The 21,275-nt window shown below is 72.4% G+C and carries 16 protein-coding genes; 11 read left to right on the top strand and 5 right to left on the bottom strand.

The genetic code is table 11. From position 1 onward, the window contains the following. Positions 1 to 344 precede the first annotated feature (344 nt). Positions 345 to 3,476 carry an isoleucine--tRNA ligase gene (gene ileS, locus ACGFSC_RS37335; RefSeq protein ID WP_359908368.1) on the bottom strand — a complete coding sequence of 1,044 codons (3,132 nt, stop codon included), beginning with the start codon at positions 3,474 to 3,476 and terminating at the stop codon, positions 345 to 347. Positions 3,477 to 4,136: 660 nt separating this feature from the next. Here ileS and ACGFSC_RS37330 point away from each other — a divergent pair. The 4 genes from ACGFSC_RS37330 to ACGFSC_RS37315 all read left to right on the top strand — a co-directional run bounded on the left by ACGFSC_RS37330 (position 4,137) and on the right by ACGFSC_RS37315 (position 6,875). Then, on the top strand, positions 4,137 to 4,601 hold the full coding sequence (locus ACGFSC_RS37330) for a TraR/DksA family transcriptional regulator (RefSeq protein ID WP_359908365.1): 465 nt from the start codon (positions 4,137 to 4,139) through the stop codon (positions 4,599 to 4,601). A 166-nt stretch (positions 4,602 to 4,767) separates the two neighbouring features. Continuing rightward, positions 4,768 to 5,418, top strand: a complete 651-nt coding sequence (gene lspA / locus ACGFSC_RS37325; RefSeq protein WP_380355635.1) for a signal peptidase II — start codon at positions 4,768 to 4,770, stop codon at positions 5,416 to 5,418. A 52-nt stretch (positions 5,419 to 5,470) separates the two neighbouring features. Next, positions 5,471 to 6,409: an RluA family pseudouridine synthase gene (locus tag ACGFSC_RS37320; protein ID WP_359908359.1), complete on the top strand. Its 939-nt coding sequence runs from the start codon at positions 5,471 to 5,473 to the stop codon at positions 6,407 to 6,409. 1 nt (position 6,410) lies between these two features. Then, positions 6,411 to 6,875 (top strand): GNAT family N-acetyltransferase, encoded by a 465-nt coding sequence (locus ACGFSC_RS37315; RefSeq protein ID WP_359908356.1) that lies wholly within the window; start codon positions 6,411 to 6,413, stop codon positions 6,873 to 6,875. 135 nt (positions 6,876 to 7,010) lie between these two features. Here the strand turns inward: ACGFSC_RS37315 and ACGFSC_RS37310 are convergent, their stop codons facing one another. Continuing rightward, entirely contained in the window at positions 7,011 to 8,030 is a 1,020-nt protein-coding gene (locus ACGFSC_RS37310) for a mechanosensitive ion channel domain-containing protein (RefSeq protein WP_359908353.1), read from the bottom strand. Between the two features lie 97 nt (positions 8,031 to 8,127). Between ACGFSC_RS37310 and ACGFSC_RS37305 the strand changes: the two genes are divergently transcribed. The 3 genes from ACGFSC_RS37305 (at position 8,128) to ACGFSC_RS37295 (ending at position 12,542) form a co-directional block, all read left to right on the top strand. After that, on the top strand, positions 8,128 to 10,899 hold the full coding sequence (locus ACGFSC_RS37305; protein ID WP_359908350.1) for an alpha/beta fold hydrolase: 2,772 nt from the start codon (positions 8,128 to 8,130) through the stop codon (positions 10,897 to 10,899). A 131-nt stretch (positions 10,900 to 11,030) separates the two neighbouring features. Next, positions 11,031 to 11,888, top strand: coding sequence for an ABC transporter permease (locus tag ACGFSC_RS37300; protein ID WP_359908379.1), 858 nt, complete (start codon positions 11,031 to 11,033; stop codon positions 11,886 to 11,888). A 75-nt stretch (positions 11,889 to 11,963) separates the two neighbouring features. After that, positions 11,964 to 12,542, top strand: coding sequence for a dienelactone hydrolase family protein (locus ACGFSC_RS37295; RefSeq protein WP_359908348.1), 579 nt, complete (start codon positions 11,964 to 11,966; stop codon positions 12,540 to 12,542). Positions 12,543 to 12,612: 70 nt separating this feature from the next. Here ACGFSC_RS37295 and ACGFSC_RS37290 read toward each other — a convergent pair whose 3' ends face one another. Continuing rightward, on the bottom strand, positions 12,613 to 13,392 hold the full coding sequence (locus tag ACGFSC_RS37290) for a VOC family protein (protein ID WP_359908346.1): 780 nt from the start codon (positions 13,390 to 13,392) through the stop codon (positions 12,613 to 12,615). A 159-nt stretch (positions 13,393 to 13,551) separates the two neighbouring features. Between ACGFSC_RS37290 and ACGFSC_RS37285 the strand changes: the two genes are divergently transcribed. Together ACGFSC_RS37285 and ACGFSC_RS37280 are read left to right on the top strand one after the other, a co-directional pair. Then, complete coding sequence (locus ACGFSC_RS37285) at positions 13,552 to 14,232, top strand: MOSC domain-containing protein (RefSeq protein ID WP_359908344.1); 681 nt, start codon at positions 13,552 to 13,554, stop codon at positions 14,230 to 14,232. A 117-nt stretch (positions 14,233 to 14,349) separates the two neighbouring features. After that, positions 14,350 to 14,853: a DUF3592 domain-containing protein gene (locus tag ACGFSC_RS37280; RefSeq protein WP_359908341.1), complete on the top strand. Its 504-nt coding sequence runs from the start codon at positions 14,350 to 14,352 to the stop codon at positions 14,851 to 14,853. Between the two features lie 42 nt (positions 14,854 to 14,895). Here the strand turns inward: ACGFSC_RS37280 and ACGFSC_RS37275 are convergent, their stop codons facing one another. After that, the gene (locus ACGFSC_RS37275; RefSeq protein ID WP_359908338.1) at positions 14,896 to 15,315 is read right to left on the bottom strand and encodes an I66 family serine proteinase inhibitor; all 420 of its coding nucleotides are present in this window, start codon (positions 15,313 to 15,315) and stop codon (positions 14,896 to 14,898) included. A 136-nt stretch (positions 15,316 to 15,451) separates the two neighbouring features. Here ACGFSC_RS37275 and ACGFSC_RS37270 point away from each other — a divergent pair, with 136 nt between their 5' ends. Further along, the gene (locus ACGFSC_RS37270) at positions 15,452 to 16,531 is read left to right on the top strand and encodes a hypothetical protein (protein ID WP_359908335.1); all 1,080 of its coding nucleotides are present in this window, start codon (positions 15,452 to 15,454) and stop codon (positions 16,529 to 16,531) included. A gap of 179 nt (positions 16,532 to 16,710) precedes the next feature. After that, entirely contained in the window at positions 16,711 to 20,244 is a 3,534-nt protein-coding gene (gene dnaE, locus ACGFSC_RS37265; protein WP_359908333.1) for a DNA polymerase III subunit alpha, read from the top strand. Between the two features lie 88 nt (positions 20,245 to 20,332). Here dnaE and ACGFSC_RS37260 read toward each other — a convergent pair whose 3' ends face one another. Next, positions 20,333 to 21,220: a LysR family transcriptional regulator gene (locus tag ACGFSC_RS37260; RefSeq protein WP_359908330.1), complete on the bottom strand. Its 888-nt coding sequence runs from the start codon at positions 21,218 to 21,220 to the stop codon at positions 20,333 to 20,335. Positions 21,221 to 21,275 lie beyond the last annotated feature (55 nt).

The following is a 21,275-nucleotide window of genomic DNA, read 5'->3' as shown; positions in this document are numbered from 1 at the left end:
GGGTGCTCCGGGGGCTGGGTGATTTTCAGACTGCCGACCCTGTGGGTGGGGCGCTGGGCGTCGTTGGCAGTCTGAAAATCACCCGTCACGCCCCTCTCCGCACCCACCCCCTGCGCCGCCCCCTTCCGCAGCGCGTCCCTCTCGCGGGGGGCCTCGCTGGGGAGGAGGGGGCTCTCGGGGGTGCTCTCGGGGGGTGCTCTCGGGGGGTGCTCCTCTCGGTGGGGAGGGAGGGAGGGAGGGAGGGAGGGAGAGAGAGGTGGGCGCTGGGGGTGGGGGTGGGGCAGGGGGAAATGCGGAACCGCCGCCCGGCGGGGAGCCGGGCGGCGGTTCGGGGGTGGTGCGGGTCAGGCCTTGCGGAGCTGGAAGGCGAGGCCGAGGGAGTCGTCGGCGAAGGTCTCGGAGTCCCAGTCGGCCGCGCCGGCGGCGAAGTCGGTGGCGAGGACCTCCTCGGCGACGAGGGGGCCGTGTTCGGCGATGGCTTCGGCGGTCTCCTCCGAGGTGGCGCGCCAGCGCAGGACGATGCGGTCGGCGACGTCCAGGCCGGAGTTCTTGCGGGCCTCCTGGATCTGGCGGATGGCGTCGCGGGCGATGCCGAGCCGCTTGAGCTCCGGGGTGATGGCCAGGTCGAGGGCGACGGTGGCGCCGGACTCGTTGGCGACGGCCCAGCCCTCGCGCGGGGTCTCGGTGATGATCACCTCGTCGGGGGAGAGGGTGATCGGTTCACCGTTCAGTTCGACGGAGGTGGTGCCCGAGGCGCGCAGTTCGGCGGCCAGGCGGGCGGCGTCGGTGGCGGCGACCGCCTTGGCGACGTCCTGGACGCCCTTGCCGAAACGCTTGCCCAGCGCGCGGAAGTTGGCCTTGGCGCTGGTGTCGACCAGCGAACCGCCGACCTCCGCCAGCGACTCCAGGGTGGAGACGTTGAGCTCCTCGGCGATCTGCGCGCGCAGGTCGGCCGGCAGCTCCTCCCAGCCCTGGGCGGCGACCAGCGCGCGCGAGAGCGGCTGACGGGTCTTCACGCCGGACTCGGCGCGGGTGGCCCGGCCCAGCTCGACCAGGCGGCGGACCAGCGCCATGTGCCGGGAGAGCTCGGTGTCGATCAGCGACTCGTCGGCCTCCGGCCAGGTGGCCAGGTGCACCGAGGCCGGGGCCTCCGGGGCGACCGGGACGACCAGGTCCTGCCAGACCCGCTCGGTGATGAACGGGGTGAGCGGGGCCATCAGGCGGGTGACCGTCTCCAGCGCCTCGTGCAGCGTGGCGAGCGCGGCGGCGTCGCCCTGCCAGAAGCGGCGGCGGCCGCGGCGGACGTACCAGTTGGACAGGTCGTCGACGAAGCCCGACAGCAGCTTGCCGGCGCGCTGGGTGTCGTACGCCTCGTAGGCCGCGTCGACCTCGCGGACCAGGGTGTTCAGCTCGGAGAGCACCCAGCGGTCCAGCTGCGGGCGGTCGGCCGGGGCCGGGTCGTTCGCCGACGGCGCCCAGTTCGAGGTGCGGGCGTACAGGGCCTGGAAGGCGACGGTGTTCCAGTAGGTGAGGAGGGTCTTGCGGACCACCTCCTGGATGGTGCCGTGGCCGACCCGGCGGGCCGACCAGGGCGAACCGCCGGCCGCCATGAACCAGCGGACGGCGTCGGCGCCGTGCTGGTCCATCAGCGGGATCGGCTGGAGGATGTTGCCCAGGTGCTTGGACATCTTGCGGCCGTCCTCGGCCAGGATGTGGCCCAGGCAGACGACGTTCTCGTAGCTGTTCCTGTCGAACACCAGGGTGCCGACCGCCATCAGCGTGTAGAACCAGCCGCGGGTCTGGTCGATCGCCTCGGAGATGAACTGCGCCGGGTAGCGCTTCTCGAACAGCTCCTTGTTCTGGTACGGGTAGCCGTACTGGGCGAAGGGCATCGAGCCCGAGTCGTACCAGGCGTCGATGACCTCGGGCACGCGGGTGGCGGTGCCGCCGCAGTCGCGGCAGGCGAAGGTCACCGCGTCGATGTACGGGCGGTGCGGGTCGAGGCCGCTCTGGTCGGTGCCGGTGAGCTCGGACAGCTCGGCCAGCGAGCCGACGCAGGTGAGGTGGCCCTCCTCGCAGCGCCAGATCGGCAGCGGGGTGCCCCAGTAGCGGTTGCGGCTGAGCGCCCAGTCGATGTTGTTGTTCAGCCAGTCGCCGAAGCGGCCGTGCTTGACCGTGTCCGGGAACCAGTTGGTGGCCTCGTTCTCGCGGATCATCGCGTCCTTGACGGCGGTGGTCCGGATGTACCAGGACGGCTGCGCGTAGTAGAGCAGCGCGGTGTGGCAGCGCCAGCAGTGCGGGTAGCTGTGCTCGTACGGCAGGTGACGGAAGAGCAGGCCGCGCTCCTTGAGGTCCGCGACCAGGGCCTCGTCGGCCTTCTTGAAGAACTGGCCGCCGACCAGCGGGACCTCGGGGGCGAAGGTGCCGTCGCCGAGCACCGGGTTGACCACCGGCAGGCCGTACTTGCGGCAGGTCGCGAGGTCGTCCGCGCCGAAGGCGGGGGACTGGTGGACGATGCCGGTGCCGTCCTCGGTGGTGACGTAGTCGGCGTTGAGGACGTAGTGGGCGTTCTCGATCTCGACCAGGTCGAAGGGGCGGCGGTAGGCCCAGCGCTCCATCTCGGCGCCGGTGAAGGACTCGCCGGTGGTCTCCCAGCCCTCGCCGAGCGCCTTGGCGACCAGCGGCTCGGCGACGACCAGCTGCTCCTCGCCGTCGGTGGCCACCACGTAGGTGACCTCCGGGTGGACGGCGGCGGCGGTGTTGGAGACCAGGGTCCACGGGGTGGTGGTCCACACCAGCAGGGCGGCCCGGCCGGCCAGCGGGCCGCTGGTGAGCGGGAAGCGGACGAAGACCGAGGGGTCGACCACGGTCTCGTAGCCCTGGGCCAGCTCGTGGTCCGACAGGCCGGTGCCGCAGCGCGGGCACCAGGGGGCGACCCGGTGGTCCTGGACCAGCAGGCCCTTGTCGAAGATCTGCTGGAGCGACCACCACACGGACTGGACGTACGACGGGTCCATCGTGCGGTAGGCCTCGTCGAGGTCGACCCAGTAGCCCATGCGGGTGGTCAGCTCGGCGAAGGCGTCGGTGTGGCGGGTCACCGAGTCGCGGCACTTGGCGTTGAACTCGGCGATGCCGTACGCCTCGATGTCCTGCTTGCCGGAGAAGCCCAGCTCCTTCTCGACGGCGAGCTCGACCGGCAGGCCGTGGCAGTCCCAGCCGGCCTTGCGGGCGACGTGGTAGCCCTTCATGGTCCGGAAGCGCGGGAAGACGTCCTTGAAGACGCGGGCCTCGATGTGGTGGGCGCCGGGCATGCCGTTGGCGGTGGGCGGGCCCTCGTAGAACACCCACTCGGGGCGGCCCTCGGACTGCTCCAGGCTGCGCTGGAAGATCTTGTTGTCCTGCCAGAAGGACAGGATCTGGTGCTCCAGGGCAGGCAGATCCACCTGCGCGGGGACGGGGTTGTAGGAGCTGGCCATCGCGGCGTCTACCTCCGGTGGATGCGGGACTGGATCCTCCGGAGGGACGAGACGGCCCGGCCGTCCCGCGGTACCACCCTCCTTGGCCGCGGTGCTGCGTTCGCGGCCCTCTTGTTTGGGCTTGCTGCCGGGTCTAGTGGGCCACCGCGGCATCGCGGCGGCCGTTCTTCCGGCGGCTCCGGGGTGATCTTCCCGTCGTGCACACCCCCGGGCTCGCACCGTCCCCGGGTCGCTGGTGGCTGCGTACGTCGGTACTCGTCCCATCTGCGCCTTGCCCCGCCAGTGTATCGGCCGGGTGCGGCGGTTTGTCCAAACCGTTTCCCGGTGGGTGGTCCGGAGCACTCCGGGGGCGCTCCGGGAGCGTTCCGGGGGCGTTCGCCGAGGGAGGTTAGCCGGAGTCGATCTGGGCACAAATCTCTGAGCGCACGGGGCGTGACGGTTGGGACGGCTGCCTGGGTGGGAACGTTATGAGGCGTCGGTATGTCATGTTGTGACCGGTTTTGATCGGGATTATCGTTCCGGCACTGGAAGCCGCCGGGAACCGGCGGCTCGATTCGTTCGTAGATGGGGTCGAAAGCCATGGCTGAGAAGGGAACCGGCGCGGGCACCGCCACCAAGCGGGCACGCAAGGCCGTGGCGGTCGACCCAGGGGAGGGGCCCGTGACCACTACCGCACCGAAGAGCAGCACCGACACCGTCACCGCGCCGAGAGGCGCCGAGTCGGTGGACCCGGCCACGCTGCCGGTCCGGCCCGGCGAGGACCCGTGGACCGCCGAGGAGGTCCACGAGCTGCACGACGAGCTGATCAGCGACCTGGACCGGCTCCGGACCGAGATCGGCGCCGCCGAGGCGGCCATCTCCGGCCTGATGCGCGACTCCAACGACGGAGCCGGCGACGACCAGGTGGACGCCGGTACGAAGAACATCTCGCGGGAGAGCGAGCTGGCGCTGGCCAACAACGCGCGGGACAGCCTGGCCCAGACCGAGCGCGCGCTGGATCGACTGGAGGGCGTCGGCTTCGGCACCTGCGAGTCCTGCGGGCAGGCCATCGGCAAGGCCCGGATGCAGGCCTTCCCCAGGGCGACGCTCTGCGTGCAGTGCAAGGCCAAGCAGGAACGCCGCTGAACCGGGCGACCGGAGCGACGCGCGGGGTCGGGCTTGCCGTACGCTCGACCCCGTAATGTCGCCCGAGTAACGTCGCCTGACGCGTTCGTGAACGCGGGCAGGCTGTCACCGGCCCACCACCCTCCCCCTCCTGCGGACCGGGGGAGCTCCATCGGCAGCGGAGCGGATCATCAGCACGCAAGGTTCCCCCCAGACCCGGGACGACGCCGTCCCGTCCCCCGCCGATGCCGTGGAGGTGCCCGTGGCGGAGCCGACCGGGGCGTCCGTGGACGACGCGGGGACCGAGAAGCCCAAGGGGCGGCGCCGGGTCGGGGTGCTGCTGGTCGTGGCGGTGCTCGCCTTCCTGATCGACCTGGGCAGCAAGCTGCTGGTGGTCGCCCGGCTGGAGAACCACGCGGCGATCAAGGTGATCGGGGACGTGGTCACCTTCCAGGTGATCCGCAACTCGGGCGCGGCCTTCGGGATGGGGCAGGCGCTGACCGTCGTCTTCACGATGATCGCCTCCGCCGTCATCGTGGTGATCTGGCGGATCGCGCGCCGCCTGTACAGCCTGCCCTGGGCGATCGCGCTCGGGCTGCTGCTCGGCGGGGCGCTCGGCAACCTCACCGACCGGCTGTTCCGCGCCCCCGGCGTCTTCCGCGGGCATGTGGTGGACTTCATCTCCGTCCAGCACTTCGCGGTCTTCAACCTCGCGGACTCGGCGATCGTCTGCGGCGGAATCCTGGTGGTGCTGCTCTCCTTCCGGGGCAGCAACCCGGACGGGACGCTCCACCAGCAGGCCGACAAGGCGGAGAAGACGGAGCAGGCGGAGAAGTAGCCCCGGCCACCGGCGGGCGGGGGAGGGCCGCGTTTCCGGCATACTCGTACGGGTGAGTACCGCAGCGCAGATCCGCAGCCTCCCCGTTCCCGACGGCCTGGAGGGCGAGCGCCTCGACGCCGCCCTGGCCCGGATGTTCGGCTTCTCCCGGACCAAGGCCGCCGAGCTGGCCGCCGACGGCAAGGTGACGCTCGACGGCGCCGCGGCCGGCAAGTCGGACCGGGTGACCGCCGGCTCCTGGCTGGAGGTCGAGATCCCGGCCCCGGCCGCGCCCGTGCGGATCGTCGCCGAGGCGGTCGAGGGCATGCGCATCGTCCACGACGACGAGGACATCGTGCTGGTCGACAAGCCGGTCGGCGTCGCCGCGCACCCCAGCCCGGGCTGGACCGGCCCCACCGTGATCGGCGGGCTGGCCGCGGCCGGGTACCGGATCTCCACCTCGGGCGCCGCCGAGCGCCAGGGCATCGTGCACCGGCTGGACGTCGGCACCTCCGGGCTGATGGTGGTCGCCAAGTCCGAGCGCGCCTACACCGACCTCAAGCGGCAGTTCCACGACCGGATCACCGAGAAGCGCTACCACACCCTGGTGCAGGGCCACCCGGACCCGATGAGCGGGACGGTGGACGCGCCGATCGGCCGGCACCCCAGCTCGGACTGGAAGTGGGCCGTCACCCGGGACGGCAAGCCGTCCGTCACCCACTACGACCTGATCGAGGCGTACCGGGCCGCGTCGCTGCTGGCGATCAAGCTGGAGACCGGGCGCACCCACCAGATCCGCGTCCACATGTCCGCGCTGCGGCACCCCTGCGTGGGCGACCTGACGTACGGCGCCGACCCGACGCTGGCCAAGCGGCTGGGCCTGACCCGGCAGTGGCTGCACGCGGTGTCGCTCGGCTTCGAGCACCCGGCGGACGGGCAGTGGGTCGAGTTCTCCAGCGAGTACCCGGAGGACCTCAGGAAGTCGCTGGACATCATCGCGGCGGAGAGCTGAGGTGGCGGCTGCCACCGTCCGGATCGCCGAGGGGGAGGCGGACCTGGAGCTCGTGCGGGCCGTCCGGCGCGAGGTATTCGTCGTCGAGCAGAACGTGCCGGAGGAGCTGGAGTACGACGAGTACGACGCGACCTCGGTGCACCTGCTGGCCCTCGGGGCCGACGGGGCCGCGCTGGGGACGGCGCGGCTGATCTTCGGGGAGCAGGCGCGCGAGCTCACCGGCGGTGTCGAGGGGCGCGTGCTGCTCGGGCGGCTCGCGGTCGTCGCGGCGGCCCGGGGGACGGGCCTCGGGGCGGTGCTCGTACGGGCGGTCGAGGCCGCGGGGGCCGAGCGCGGCGCGGTGGAGGTCGAGCTGCACGCGCAGGTGCGGGCGCTCGGGTTCTACGAGCGGCTGGGGTACGTGGCCGAGGGGCCCGTGTACGACTCCGCGGGCATCCCGCACCGGACGATGACGCGGATGCTGTAGCTGTAGGCGTTCCGGTCGGACGGCGCCGCACCTCCGGGGGCGGGTTCCCGCTGGTCGCCCTTCGCTTCGCGCGGTTCCCCGTGCCCCGGTCGGGGTGCGGGGAACTCTTGTTTCCGGCGCGGTCGCGGTCGCGGCTCAGCCTTCGGTGGTGCGCAGGCGGGGGAGGGCGTGGGGGTGCTCGTCGCGCAGGTGGGCGATGAGCTGTTCGCGGATGTCGAAGCGGAGCCGGGCGGCGTCGTCCGGGGTGCGGGCCGTCATGGTGGCGCGGACGACGATGGTGCTGGGCGTGGTGTCGGTGACGTGCAGGCCCCACTCGTCGCCGTCCCACAGCGGGTGCCGGTCCAGGCGGGCGCGCAGGACGGCGCGCAGCTCCTCCATCGGGGTGGTGTGGTCGAGGTGGAGCAGCACGGCGGCGAGCAGGCCGGGGTCGCGGCGGGTCCAGTTCTCGAAGGGCTTGTTGACGAAGTACGAGACCGGGACGACCAGCCGGCGGTAGTCCCAGAGCCGGACCACCAGGTAGGTGAGGGTGATCTCCTCGACGGTGCCCTGCTGGCCGTCCACCACCACGGTGTCGCCGATCCGGACGGTGTCGCTGAAGGCGATCTGGAGGCCGGCGAAGAAGTTGCCCAGGGTGCTCTGGGCGGCGATGCCGGCCACGATGCCGATGACGCCCGCCGAGGCGAGCAGGCTGGCGCCGACGGTGCGCATGGCGGAGAAGGTCAGCAGCATCACGGCCACCGTGACCACGACGATCAGCGCGCCGGCCACCCGGCGCAGCATGCCGATCTGGGTGCGCACCCGCTGGACCCGGGCCGGGTCGTCGACGCGGGTCTCGTAGCGGCTGAGCAGCGCCTCCAGGAGGGCGGCCACCACGCGGACGGTGAGCCAGCCCAGCGAGGCGAGCAGGAACAGCAGGAGCAGGTGCTGGGCGCCGGCGTCGCCCTTCAGGTGGAAGATCCGCTGGAGCGGTCTGGCCGCGAGCAGCAGGGCCGACACGACGGAGAGCTGGAGCGGGATCCGGCAGCGGCGCAGCAGCGGCCAGACCGGGGCCGAGGGGTTGCGGGCGGCGATCCGCTGGAGGGCCTGGTCGACGATCCAGCCGATCGCCAGGGTGGCGGCGACGGTGGCGAGCAGTGAGATCAGCGGCCAGGGCATGCGCCGTACGATACTCGGGCAAAGTGGGGCGAACCGGGCGAAATGGTGTGGCGGCTTTATCGGACACCTACCCGGACGGCGGATACGATCAGCGCCCATGGAGTTCGGTGGGGCATGGCGTCGCTGGCGCGCCCGGGGAACAACGGTCGGACGCGGGCTGCTGGCCGGGGCGGTGGCCCTGGTGGCGGTGGCCGCGGCCGGCACCGCGACGGTGGCGTCCGGCGGTGAGCGGGCGGTCCACCAGGAGGACCGTTTCCTCAGCATGCCGGAGACGCCCGGCAGCACCCAGCAGGTCCAGCTGGACACCTCCTTCTTCACCACCGGCGGCGGTCCGCGCCCGGCGGTGCTCCTGGCGCACGGCTTCGGCGGTTCCAAGGAGGGCGAGCGCGAGCGCGCCGAACAGCTGGCCCGGCAGGGGTACGCGGTACTGACCTGGTCGGCGCGCGGCTTCGGCCACTCGGGCGGCAGGATCGGGCTGAACGCGCCGGACCGCGAGGTCGAGGACGTCAAGCACCTGGTGGACTGGCTGGCCCAGCGGCCCGAGGTGCAGCTGGACGCCGCCGGCGACCCGAAGGTCGGCATCACCGGCGCCTCGTACGGCGGGGCGGTCTCGCTGCTGGCCTCCGCGTACGACCCCCGGATCGACGCCGTCGCCACCCAGATCACCTGGTGGAACCTGGCCGACGCGCTGTTCCCGCAGGGCGTCCAGGGCTCGGGCGCGGCGGACGGCGTGTTCAAGAAGCTGTGGGCCGGGATCTTCTTCACCACCGGCTCGGCCGGGGACCTCGGGCCCTCCGGCGGGGCGCCGCGGGAGGGCGGCGGGCCGAAGCCGACCGCGGACGGGCCGGTCGGCTGCGGGCGGTTCCTGGACTCGCTCTGCCGGATGTACGACCGGGTCGCCACCGCCGGGCACGCCGATCCGGAGGCCGTCGCGCTGCTGGAGCGCTCCAGCCCGTCCTCGGTGGCGGCGCAGCTCAAGGCGCCCACGCTGGTGGTGCAGGGGCAGCAGGACTCGCTGTTCCCGCTGGACCAGGGCGACCGGATCGCCAAGGCGGTGGCCGCCAACGGCGCGCCGGTCGCGGTGGACTGGTTCGCCGGCGGCCACGACGGCGGGACGGACACCAGCGCGCGGGTCGACGACCGGGTGACCGCCTGGTTCGACCACTACCTGAAGGGGGACGGCAACGACACCGGCGCCGCCTTCCGGGTCACCCGCACCGGCGGGGTCGACTCGACCGGCTTCCAGGCCGTGCTGCGCGGAGCCACCGCCGACCGGTACCCGGGGCTGGGCGGAACCGGCTCGCGGACCGTCGAGCTGACGGGCGGCGAGCAGACCCTCGCCAACCCTCCCGGCGGCGCGCCGCCCGGGATCTCGACCCTGCCGGGCGTCGGCGCGCTCAGCCAGGCGGCCTCGCTGGGCGCCGGGCTCTCACTGGACTTCCCCGGGCAGAACGCCGCCTTCGACTCGGCGCCGCTGGACTCGCCGCTGCACCTGACCGGGCAGCCGACCGTGCCGGTGCGGGTGACGGCGGACCGGCCGGACGCGGTCCTGTTCGCGAAGCTGTACGACGTCGGGCCGGACGGCAAGGCGGTGCTGCCGCAGCAGCTCGCGGCCCCGCTGCGGGTCACCGGCGCGGACGCCGGGCAGACCGTCACGGTCGCGCTGCCGACCGTGGACCACACCTTCCCCGCCGGGCACCGGGTGCGACTGGTGCTGGCCGCCACCGACCTCGCCTACGCCTCGCCGGTCGAGCCGGCCACCTACCGGGTGGCACCGGCCGGGGCGCTCACCGCGCCGACCGTCGCCGAACTGGTCACCGAGGCGGCCCCGCTGCCCTCGCGCACCTGGCTGCTGCCGGTGATCGCCGTCCTGGTGGCCGCGGCCCTGGTGCTGGCGCCGCGGCTGCGCCGCCGCCGGGCCGCCGGGCCCGCCTTCGACCCGGAGCTGGCCGCGGTGCCGCTGCGGATCAGCGGGCTGAGCAAGCGCTACAAGGGCGCCCAGGACCGCTACGCCGTACGGGAACTGGGCTTCCGGGTGGAGCAGGGACAGGTGCTCGGCCTGCTCGGGCCGAACGGTGCCGGCAAGACCACCACGCTGCGGATGCTGATGGGACTCATCCGGCCGGACGCCGGGGAGATCCGGATCTTCGGTCACCTGGTGCGGCCCGGCGCGCCCGTGCTCTCGCGGGTCGGGGCGTTCGTGGAGGGCGCGGGCTTCCTGCCGCACCTCACCGGGCGGGCCAACCTGCGGCTGTACTGGCAGGCGACCGGACGGCCGGAGGCCGACGCCCGCTTCGACGAGGCGCTGGCCATCGCCGGGCTCGGCGAGGCGCTGGACCGCGCGGTGCGGACGTACTCGCAGGGCATGCGGCAGCGGCTGGCGATCGCGCAGGCGATGCTCGGGATGCCGGACCTGCTGATCCTGGACGAGCCGACCAACGGGCTGGACCCGCCGCAGATCCGTGAGATGCGCGAGGTGATGATCCGCTACGCGGCCGGCGGGCGGACCGTGATCGTGTCGAGCCACCTGCTGTCCGAGGTCGAGCAGAGCTGTACGGACCTGGTGGTGATGGACCGCGGGCGGCTGGTCACGGCCGGCCCGGTCGGGGACATCGTGGGCGCCGGCGAGCTGCTGATGATCGGCATCGCCGGCCCGTACGACCCGGTGCCGGTGGTCGAGAAGGTCGCCGCGCTCGCCGGGGTCGGCTCGGTGGAGGCCGTCGACGGCGGCCTGCTGGTGCGCCTGGACGGACTGGCGGCCAGCGCGCTGCTGGCCGAACTGGTGCGGCTGGAGGTACCGGTGGAGAGCGCCGGGCCGCAGCGCCGCCTGGAGGACGCGTTCCTTTCGTTGATCGGAGGTGGAGCGTGAGCGTCGCCCCGAAGGACCACACCGAGCCGAAGGACCGTGCCGAGTCGATGGACCGTGCCGAGGACCGCGCCGAGTCGAGGAACCACGCCGAGTCGATGGACCGCGCCGAGTCGAGGAACCACGCCGAGTCGATGGACCGCGCCGAGTCGAGGGACCACGCCGAGGGGTACCGGGCGAGCCGGACGCTGCCGCTGCGGGTGGAGGCCATGCGGCAGCTGCGCCGGCGCCGCACGATGGTGATCGGCGGGGTGCTGGCCGCCATGCCGTTCGTCCTCCTGGCCGCGTTCCAGATCGGCGGCACCCCGGGCCGTCCGGGCCGGACCAGTTTCATCGAGCTGGCCACCGCCTCGGGGGCCAACTTCGCGGTCACCATGCTGTTCGTCGGCACCGGCTTCATGCTGGTCATCCCCGTCGCGCTGTTCTGCGGGGACACCGTCGCCTCCGAGGCCAGCTGGTCCTCGCTGCGCTACCTGCTGGCCGCACCGGTGCCCCGGGCCCGGCTGCTGGCCCGCAAGTTCGCCGTCGGCCTGGCGTTCTCGGCGGTGGCGGTGGTGATGCTGCCCGCGATCGGGCTGGTCGTCGGCACGGCCGCGTACGGCTGGGGGGACCTCGAACTGCCCGCCGGGGTCAGCCTGCCGGCCGGGCAGGCGCTGCCCCGGATCGCCATCGCGGTGGCCTTCGTCCTCCTGAGCGAGACCGTGATCGCGGCGCTCGCCTTCTGGCTCTCCACCGCGACGGACGCGCCCCTGGGCGCCGTCGGCGGCGCGGTGTTCGCCTCGATCATCACCGGGGTGCTGGACGCCGTCACCGCGCTGGGCGACCTGCGGGAGTGGCTGCCGGCGCACTGGCAGTACTCCTGGGCGGACGCCCTGCAGCCGCAGCTGGAATGGGGCGGCATGGTGCAGGGCGTCTCGCTGTCGCTCTCGTACGCGGCGGTGCTGCTGGCGCTGGCGTTCCGGGGGTTCGCGCGCAAGGACGTGGTGTCGTAGGCGTGCGGTGGGGCACCGCCGGGGCATGCGGGATCATGGGTGGGTAGCTGACCTCGCTGGTGAAGGACCCGAACCGTGGCCCAGATCGTCCTCTTCCACTCCGCCTACGGGCTGCGCCCCGCCGTGCGCGCCGCCGCCGAGCGGCTGCGCGCCGCCGGGCACACCGTGCACACGCCGGACCTGTTCGACGGGCGGACCTTCGAGTCCGTCGAGGAGGCGCAGGAGTTCCAGGAGGAACTCGGCGGCCGTGACGAGCTGCTGCGGCGGGCGGTGACCGCGGCCGCGCCGGTGTCCGAGGGCGGGCTGGTGTACGCCGGCTTCTCGCTCGGCGGCGCGGTGGCGCAGAACCTGGCACTGGCCGACGAGAAGGCCCGCGGGCTGCTGCTCCTGCACGGCACCTCGGACCTGCGGGAGGACGCGGCCACCGAGATCCCGGTGCAGCTGCACATCGCGGAGCCGGACCCGTTCGAGCCGGAGGACTGGCTGAACGCCTGGTACCTGCGGATGCGGCGGGCCGGGGCCGAGGTGGAGGTGCACCGCTACCGGGGCGCCGGGCACCTGTTCACCGACCCGGAGCTGCCGGACTACGACGAGGAGGCGGCCGAGCGCGCCTGGGCGGCGTCGCTGGACTTCCTCGCGGAGCTGGACGACTGACGGCTGCGGCGGGAGACGGCCTCGCCCGCCCGGGCGGGAGTCCGGGCGGGCGGAACGGTCGGGCTCGGGGTCAGAGCGGCTGGGGCTTGATCATGGCGAAGGGGGCGCCCTGCGGGTCGGTGACGACGGTCATCCGGCCGGCCATCATGTCGAAGGGCGGGGCGAGGACGGTGCCGCCGCTCTTGACCAGGGCGTCCACGGTGGAGTCGACGTCGTCGACCGCGAAGTACGTCAGCCAGTGGGCCGGGGTGCCGGGCGGGTCGTTGGCGAGCAGGGTGGCGCCGCCCACCGCCCGGCCGCCGACGTTCAGTACCCAGTACGAGTCCACTCCCGGCATCGGCTCGATCTCGATGCCGAACGCCTCGCCGTAGAAGGCGGTGGCGGCCGGGATGTCGCTGGTGTGCAGCTCGTTCCAGGTCAGCGCGCCGGCCTCGTTGACGACCTGGGCGCCGAAGAACTCGCCCGGCTGCCAGACGCCGAACACCGCGCCCTGCGGGTCGGCGGCGATCAGCATCCGGCCCAGGTCGCCGACGTCCATGACCGGGACGATCAGGGTGCCGCCGGCGGCGACGATCGCGTCCTGGGTGGCCTGGGCGTCGGTGGAGGCCAGGTAGCTGGTCCAGACGGTCGGCGGCTCCGGCATCCCCTCGGGGGCCGTCCCCGGGCCGATGCCGGCCGCGGCCTTGCCGTTGAGGGTGCAGACGGCGTAGCCGCCGAACTCGGCCGGGCCGGCCTGCCCCTGCCAGCCGAGGAGGTCGCGGTAGAAGTCCAGCGCGGCCTGCTGGTCCTTGGCCATCAGATCGACCCAGCACGGGGTGCCGGTCGCGTACGGGGTGGTGACTTCGGGCATGATCGCCCTTTCTGGTGAGGGGTCCCTGCCGGTCACCATCTCCTCGTGCACCGTGGCTCGCCACTCGACACACCGCCGCGGCCGCCGGCCCGGGCGGGACCAGGGCGGAGAGCTCCCCGATGGCCGTACAGGTGCGCCCGTTCGGCGTACGGTCGACATATGGACGCACAGGCGCGACTGCTCTCCGTCAACGTCGGCAGGCCCCGGCCGAACCCGTGGAAGAAGGACCTCGGGCTCACCGGCATCGACAAGCGCCCGGTGGACGGCCCGGTCGCGGTGGCCGCACCGGGCCCCCGGGGGACGGGCGCGGTCGCCCTGGCCGGGGACCGGGTGTACGACCTGAAGCACCACGGCGGCGACGACCAGGCGGTGTACGCCTACGCCCGGGAGGACCTGGACGGCTGGCAGACCGAGCTGGGCCGGGAACTGGCCAACGGCTCCTTCGGCGAGAACCTGACCACCACGGGCCTGGACGTGAACGACGCGCTGATCGGGGAGCGCTGGCGGGTCGGCCCGGACGTCGTCCTGGAGGTGTCCTGCGCGCGCATCCCCTGCGGCACCTTCCAGGGCTGGCTGGCGAGGGAGGGCTGGATCCGGCGCTTCACCGAGGCGGCCCTGCCGGGCGCCTACCTGCGGGTGGTCGCACCGGGCGAGCTGCGCGCCGGGGACGCGGTGGAGGTGGTGCACCGTCCGGACCACGACGTCACGGTGGCCCGGTCGTTCCGTGCGGTGACGACCGAACCGGAGCTGCTGCCGGGCCTGTTGGCGGTGGAGGCGTTCCCGGAGGAGATCAAGGAGCTGGTGCGCCGCCGGGTCCGGCCCCTGGACGCGGCGCTGTGAGCACACCGGCCACCGTCCGGCCGCCTCGCGATCGGGGCCCACGACGGTACGGCCGGTGTCGGTGGGTACGGCTAGCGTGAGCGCACGTGGGCAGCTGGGCTGACACCGGGGGGATCGATGGAGAACGCGCCGGACCACGGCCGGACCGTGCGGAACGGTTCGCTCGCGATGATCGGCCTGGGGGTCCTGCTGTTCGTCCTCAGCCTGGTCTATCTGATACCGCACGACATGGGGGTGACGTCGGCTCTGCGCAGCCGCGGCGTCCACGCCACGGCGGTCGTCACCGGGTGCGTGGAGGTGAGCGGGCCGCAGGACAACCCGGCGGGCAACTCCGAGTGCCGGGTGCGGTTCACGACGTCCGAGGGGGCGTCCGTCGAGACCCGACTCGCCTACGTCACCGGCAGCGTCAAGGCCCGTGACACCGTGACGGTGGTGTACGACCCCCGGCACACCGACACCGCCGCCCTCGCTTCGAGCATCGGTTTCTGGAACTCACTGGGCCGGAACGCGCTCGACGTGGTCGCGGTGGTCGCGTCGGTGGTCATGGTCCTGCTGGGCCTCGCGGTCCTTCTCGCGTACCGATGGCTCACCCGGGCGCGCAGCCGGCCCGGGGCGACGTGACGCCCCCTCGCCCGGGGAGGGCGAGGGGCGCGGCTCGGGGGATCAGACGTCGAGCTTCTCGAAGGTGAAGGCGGTGGCGCCTTCGAGGACGGGGATGACCTCGATCGGGCTCCGCCTGCCGGGTTCGAGGACGGTCCACGAGGAACCGTGGGGGGACGCGATCCGGTACGTGTTCGGGGTGCCGTCGACGGGGATCAGCTCCCACTCCGGGGCGTCGCCCTGGTCGAGGAGGAGGGAGACCAGCGGGCCGGCGGGCCCGAGGTCCTCCACGGCCGTCGGGGCGCCCTTCGCGTAGAGCCGGTAGCGGTTGTCGGGGTGGGCCTCGACGACCCAGACGGCGTCCTGGTCGTCGGTGTCGGCGAAGACGGCTTTGGGGGAGAGGTCCAGGGCTTCGTGACGGGCTCGGCCGATCCTGGCGTCGCCGTGCTGGATGGTGTAGAGGCCGGACTCCAACTGGGCCATGGCTGTCATTCCTTCGCGGTGCGGGCGAGATGCAGGACAGTTGTACGTGCTCGGAGGAAGCCGGGGCAGGGGCCTCGGCCCGCCATCACCTGAACGAGCTACGCCCCGCGCCGGGGGCTGCGGCACGATGGACCCCATGCACAGCGACCACTACGCGCCGCCGACCACCCTCCTCGGCCTCCTCCAGCGCGGCCGGGGCCAGGGCGCGCGGATAGCCGCCGAGGACCGGATGTCGGTCGCCGAACTCGTCCACGGCTGCATCCGCTGGGACTGGCGCTGGGACTCGCAGGTGGACGACCGACACCTGTATCTCGCCCGCTTGATCCGGGACCTGGAACTCCCGCTCGGGCCCGTGGTCGAGATGGCGACGGCCCAGGACGAGGACACCCGGGGCCGGGCCACCGGCGTGCTGGAACTGCTGGTGCTCGCCGGCTCGGCGGACGCCCGGGCGGCGCTGCCGGACTTCGTTCCGGAAGAGGACGAGCCGTCCGCGCGTCGCCCGGTGCGGCGGCCGGATCCGTACCCGGAGCGGGACAGTACGGGCCTGCTGGCCCTGCTGCGCGATCCGGCGGCGCCGGAGGGAGCCAGGACCTCCGCTCTCGTGGCCCTCTCGCTCCGCCCGCCCGAGCCCGCGCTGATCCCGCTGGTGCCCGGCCTCGGCTCCGCCGACGGCACCCGACCGCTGCCGCTGCTGGGCAAGGCCGTCGAGCGGCTGGCCGAGCAGGCCGTGCCGGCGGCCCGGGAGTGGGCGGCTTCGGAGCAGGCGTGGCTGGCCGAGATCGGCTACGCGGTGCTGGCCGCTCACGGTGACGAGGGGGACGTGCCGGCCTTGATCGCCGAGCTGGAGCGGCGGTGGGTGGACCGGTCCTGGTGCGGGCCGGACGAGCTCGCGCGCGGTCTCGCCCGCCTCGCCCGCTTCGGGCCGGAGGCGGCCGGTGCCGTCTCCCTGCTGCGCCGCTTCTGGCTCTGCACCCCGCACTCGTACGAGCGTGCCGACTACCTGGAGGCGTTGTCGGCGATGGGGGCCCCGGGCATGGCCGAGGCGTACACCGAGTCGCTGTGGGACTGCGAGCCGCGAGCCCGGCTCCTCGCCGTCGAGCACGCCCCCGACCGGCCCGACGTGCGGGAGCGCCTGGCCCTCCTGCGGGACGATCCGATCGAGGAGCCGGAGGTCCGTGAGGCGGCCGCGGGACGACTCGCCGGGCTCGCCCGGTAGGCCTTCCCGGAAGAGGGGCAACCCGGCGGTGGGGGGCTAGAGTGGACGCGTGAACGCGTGAGTGGTGGTCCGGACCCCGAGAGGTGTTCCGGGCCACACCCATTTCCGGGGCGTTTCCCCCGTGACCTGCGCGTTCGCCGGCCCACCAGACCAGCACCAGAGCCTCCGGAGGCCCCGCCTTGAGCGATCAGCCGTTCGCGCATCTGCACGTCCACACCGAGTACTCGATGCTGGACGGTGCCGCCCGGCTGAAGCAGATGTTCAAGGAGGTCGAGCGCCTCGGGCAGACCCACGTGGCGATGACCGACCACGGCAACATGTACGGCGCCGCCGAGTTCCACCGGCAGGCGACCGACGCGGGCATCACCCCCGTCATCGGCATCGAGGCGTACGTCGCCCCGGAGTCCCGCTCCAACACCAAGCGCATCCTGTGGGGCCAGCCGCACCAGAAGCGGGACGACGTCTCCGCGTCCGGCGCGTACACCCACAAGACCATCTGGGCCCGCAACAAGGAGGGCCTGCACAACCTCTTCAAGCTGACCTCGCGCTCCTACGCCGAGGGCTGGCTGGTGAAGTGGCCCCGGATGGACAAGGAGCTGATCGCGGAGCTGTCCGGCGGCCTGATGGCCACCACCGGCTGCCCGTCCGGCGAGGTGCAGACCCGGCTGCGCCTCGGCCAGGTCGACGAGGCGCTGAAGTCCGCCGCCGACTACCAGGACATCTTCGGCAAGGAGAACTACTTCCTGGAGCTGATGGACCACGGCCTCGACATCGAGAAGCGGGTCCGCGACGGGCTGCTGGAGATCAGCAGGAAGCTCAACATCCCCCCGGTCGTCACCAACGACTCGCACTACACCACCGAGGCCGACGCCGGCGCGCACGACCTCCTCCTCTGCGTCCAGACCGGCAAGAACCTCTCCGACCCGGACCGCTTCCGCTTCGACGGCACCGGCTACTACATCAAGTCCGCCGCCGAGATGTACGCCCTCGACTCCTCGGACGCCTGGCAGGAGGGCTGCCGCAACAGCCAGCTCCTCGTCGCCTCCCGGGTCGACACCGAGGGCATGTTCAAGTTCAAGAACCTGATGCCCCGCTTCCCCATCCCGGAGGGCTTCGAGTCCGAGGCGGACTTCTTCAAGTCCAAGGTCTGGGAGGGGATGGACTGGCGCTTCCCGGGCGGGTACGACGAGGAGCACAAGAAGCTCGCCGAGTACGAGATGGACACCATCATCCAGATGGGGTTCCCGGCGTACTTCCTCGTGGTCGCCGACTTCATCATGTGGGCCAAGAGCCAGGGCATCGCGGTGGGTCCCGGCCGTGGTTCGGCGGCCGGCTCGCTGGTCGCGTACGCGATGGGCATCACCGACCTCGACCCCATCCCGCACGGCCTGATCTTCGAGCGCTTCCTCAACCCCGAGCGCATCTCCATGCCCGATGTCGACATCGACTTCGACGAGCGCCGGCGCGGTGACGTGATCCGCTACGTGACGGAGAAGTGGGGATCCGACAAGGTCGCCATGATCGTCACGTACGGCACCATCAAGGCGAAGGCCGCCATCAAGGACTCCTCGCGCGTCCTCGGCTACCCGTACGCGATGGGCGACCGGATCACCAAGGCGATGCCGCCGGACGTCATGGGCAAGGGCATCCCGCTCTCCGGCATCACCGACTCCTCGCACCCGCGCTACAGCGAGGCCGGCGAGATCCGCGGGCTGTACGAGACCGACCCGGACGTCCGGAAGGTCATCGACACCGCGCGCGGCATCGAGGGCCTGATCCGCCAGCCCGGTGTGCACGCCGCCGGCGTCATCATGTCCGCCGAGCCGCTGACCGACCACATCCCGGTCTGGACCCGGCACACCGACGGCGTCACCATCACGCAGTTCGACTATCCGACCTGTGAGGGCCTCGGCCTTCTCAAGATGGACTTCCTCGGCCTGCGCAACCTGACGATCATGGACGACGCCGTCAAGGCGATCGAGAAGAACAAGGGCGAGAAGATCGAGCTGCTCAAGCTGCCGCTCGACGACAAGCCGACCTACGAACTCCTCGCCCGCGGCGACACGCTCGGCGTCTTCCAGCTCGACGGCGGGCCGATGCGCTCGCTGCTGCGCCTGATGAAGCCCGACAACTTCGAGGACATCTCCGCCGTTCTGGCGCTGTACCGTCCGGGCCCGATGGGCGTCAACTCCCACACCAACTACGCGCTGCGCAAGAACGGCCAGCAGGAGATCACCCCGATCCACCCGGAGCTTGAGAAGCCCCTGGAGGAGGTGCTCCGGCCGACGTACGGCCTGATCGTCTACCAGGAGCAGGTGCAGAAGGCCGCGCAGATCCTGGCCGGCTACTCGCTCGGACAGGCGGACCTGCTGCGCCGGGCCATGGGCAAGAAGAAGAAGGAGATCCTGGAGGCGGAGTTCGTCCCCTTCCAGAAGGGCTGCCGCGAGCGCGGCTACTCCGACGCGGCCATCCAGGCCGTGTGGGACGTCCTCGTCCCCTTCTCCGGCTACGCGTTCAACAAGGCCCACACCGCCGGCTACGGGCTGGTCTCGTACTGGACGGCCTACCTCAAGGCCAACTACCCGGCCGAGTACATGTCCGGCCTGCTCACCTCCGTCAAGGACGACAAGGACAAGTCCGCGGTCTACCTCAACGAGTGCCGCAAGATGGGCATCCAGGTGCTGCCGCCGGACGTCAACGAGTCGGACTCGGACTTCACCCCGCACGGTGACACCCTGGTCCGCTTCGGCCTGACCGCCATCCGCAACGTCGGCGGGCCGGTGGTCGATTCGATGATCCGGACCCGGAAGGCGAAGGGGAAGTTCGCGTCCTTCCCCGACTTCCTGGACAAGGTGGAGTCGGTGGTCTGCAACAAGCGGACCGTCGAATCGCTGATCAAGGCCGGTGCCTTCGACTCGCTCGGCCACACCCGCAAGGGCCTGAGCGCCCAGTTCGAGCCGATGATCGACAACGTCGTCGGCGTGAAGCGCAAGGAGGCCGAGGGGCAGTTCGACCTCTTCGGCGGCGACGCCACCGCCGACGAGCCGAGCTTCGGCCTGGACGTCGTCTTCTCCGAGGAGGAGTGGGAGAAGTCCTTCCTGCTCACCCAGGAGCGGGAGATGCTCGGCCTGTACGTCTCCTCGCACCCGCTGCACGGCATCGAGCACGTGCTCGCCGACAAGGCGGACTGCGCGGTCGCGGACCTCGCGGAGCGGCCGGACGGGACGATCATCACCATCGGCGGCATCATCTCGGGCCTCCAGCGGAAGATGACCAAGCAGGGCAACGCCTGGGCCATCGCGACCGTCGAGGACCTCGCGGGCTCGATCGACTGCATGTTCTTCCCGGCCAGCTACCAGCTGGTCTCCTCGCAGCTCGTCGAGGACGCCGTCGTCTTCGTGCGCGGCAAGCTGGACAAGCGGGAGGACGTGCCGCGGCTGATGGGGATGGAGCTGTCCGTCCCCGACCTGTCGAACGCGCACGCCGAGGCGCCGATCGTCATCAACATCCCGAGCGGGAAGGTCACCCCGCCGCTGGTCGCCCGGCTCGGCGAGGTGCTGGGCAGCCACCGCGGCACCACCGAGGTGCGGGTGCGGCTGGAGGGCCGCAACAAGACCACGGTGCTGCGACTGGACCGGCACCGGGTGAAGTCGGACCCGGCGCTGTTCGGGGACCTGAAGCAGTTGCTCGGGCCGAGCTGTCTGGCGGGTTAGCGCGGAGGCGAAAGGCCCGGGGCACCCGTCGCGGTGGGCGCCCCGGGCCTTTCGCGTCCGGGGAGGAACCACTCCCGGGGGCTCCGGCTCAGCTGCCGCCGCCCAGGCCCGGCGGGACGGCCGTGTGCAGGGCGGAGACGAAGGCGGAGATGGCCGGGTGGGAGCCGGCGCCGGCGCGGAAGGCGGCGCGGGTGCGGCGGTACATCGGCAGGCGGGTGAGGACGACCCCGGGCGGGAGGCCGGCCGTGCCCAGGTGGGGGACCAGGGCGACGCCCTGGCCGGCCGCGACCAGGGCCAGCACGGTGGTGAAGTCGTCGATCTGGTGCCGGATGCGCGGCGCGAAGCCCGCCGCCTCGCAGGCCCGGACGGCCATGGTGTGGCAGAGCGTGTCGGGCGGGGACATGATCCACGGGGCGCCGCGCTGCTCGGCGAGGGTGCCCGGGGTGCGGGCGGCCAGGTACATGGGCTCGGTGAAGACCGGGCGGGTCACCGCGAGGCCCGGCTCCGGGTCGGCCGGGACGAGGTCGTACTCGTGCACCAGCGCCACGTCCAGCTCGCCCGCCCGCAGGGCCGCGCCGACGGCCGCCGGGTCCACCTCGGTGACCATCGGTTCCAGCCCCGGGTGCCAGCCGGCCAGCTCGGCGAGCACCGCCGGAATGATCGCCCGGGCCGCCGACGGGTAGGTGCCGATCCGCAGCGGGCCCGCCAACCCCCGCTTGGCGTGGGCGAGTTCGGCGTCGGCCTGCTCCAGCAGGGCGAGCACCGCCTCGGCGTGCCGGACGAGGCCCAGCCCGGCCGGGGTGAGGGTGACCCGCCGCCCGGTGCGCTCCAGCAGCGGGACGCCCGCCTCCTTCTCCAGGACGGACAGCTGCTGGGACACCGCCGAAGGGCTGAAGGAGAGCGCCTCGGCGACGGCCGCGATGGTGCCGAGGTGGGCGAGTTCGCGCAGCAGGCGCAGGCGTCGGACGTCCAGCATCGGGCCAGCCTAGTCGAGCATCGGCTCAGCTTACGAGAAGCGTCGGAAATATCAA

The sequence above is a fragment of the Kitasatospora sp. NPDC048715 genome (genome assembly GCF_043198905.1).
GTDB classification, from domain to species: Bacteria; Actinomycetota; Actinomycetes; order Streptomycetales; family Streptomycetaceae; genus Kitasatospora; species Kitasatospora lactacystinica.
Note: the sequence above shows the minus strand (reverse complement) of the source record. Positions and strands in the feature narration are given on the sequence as shown.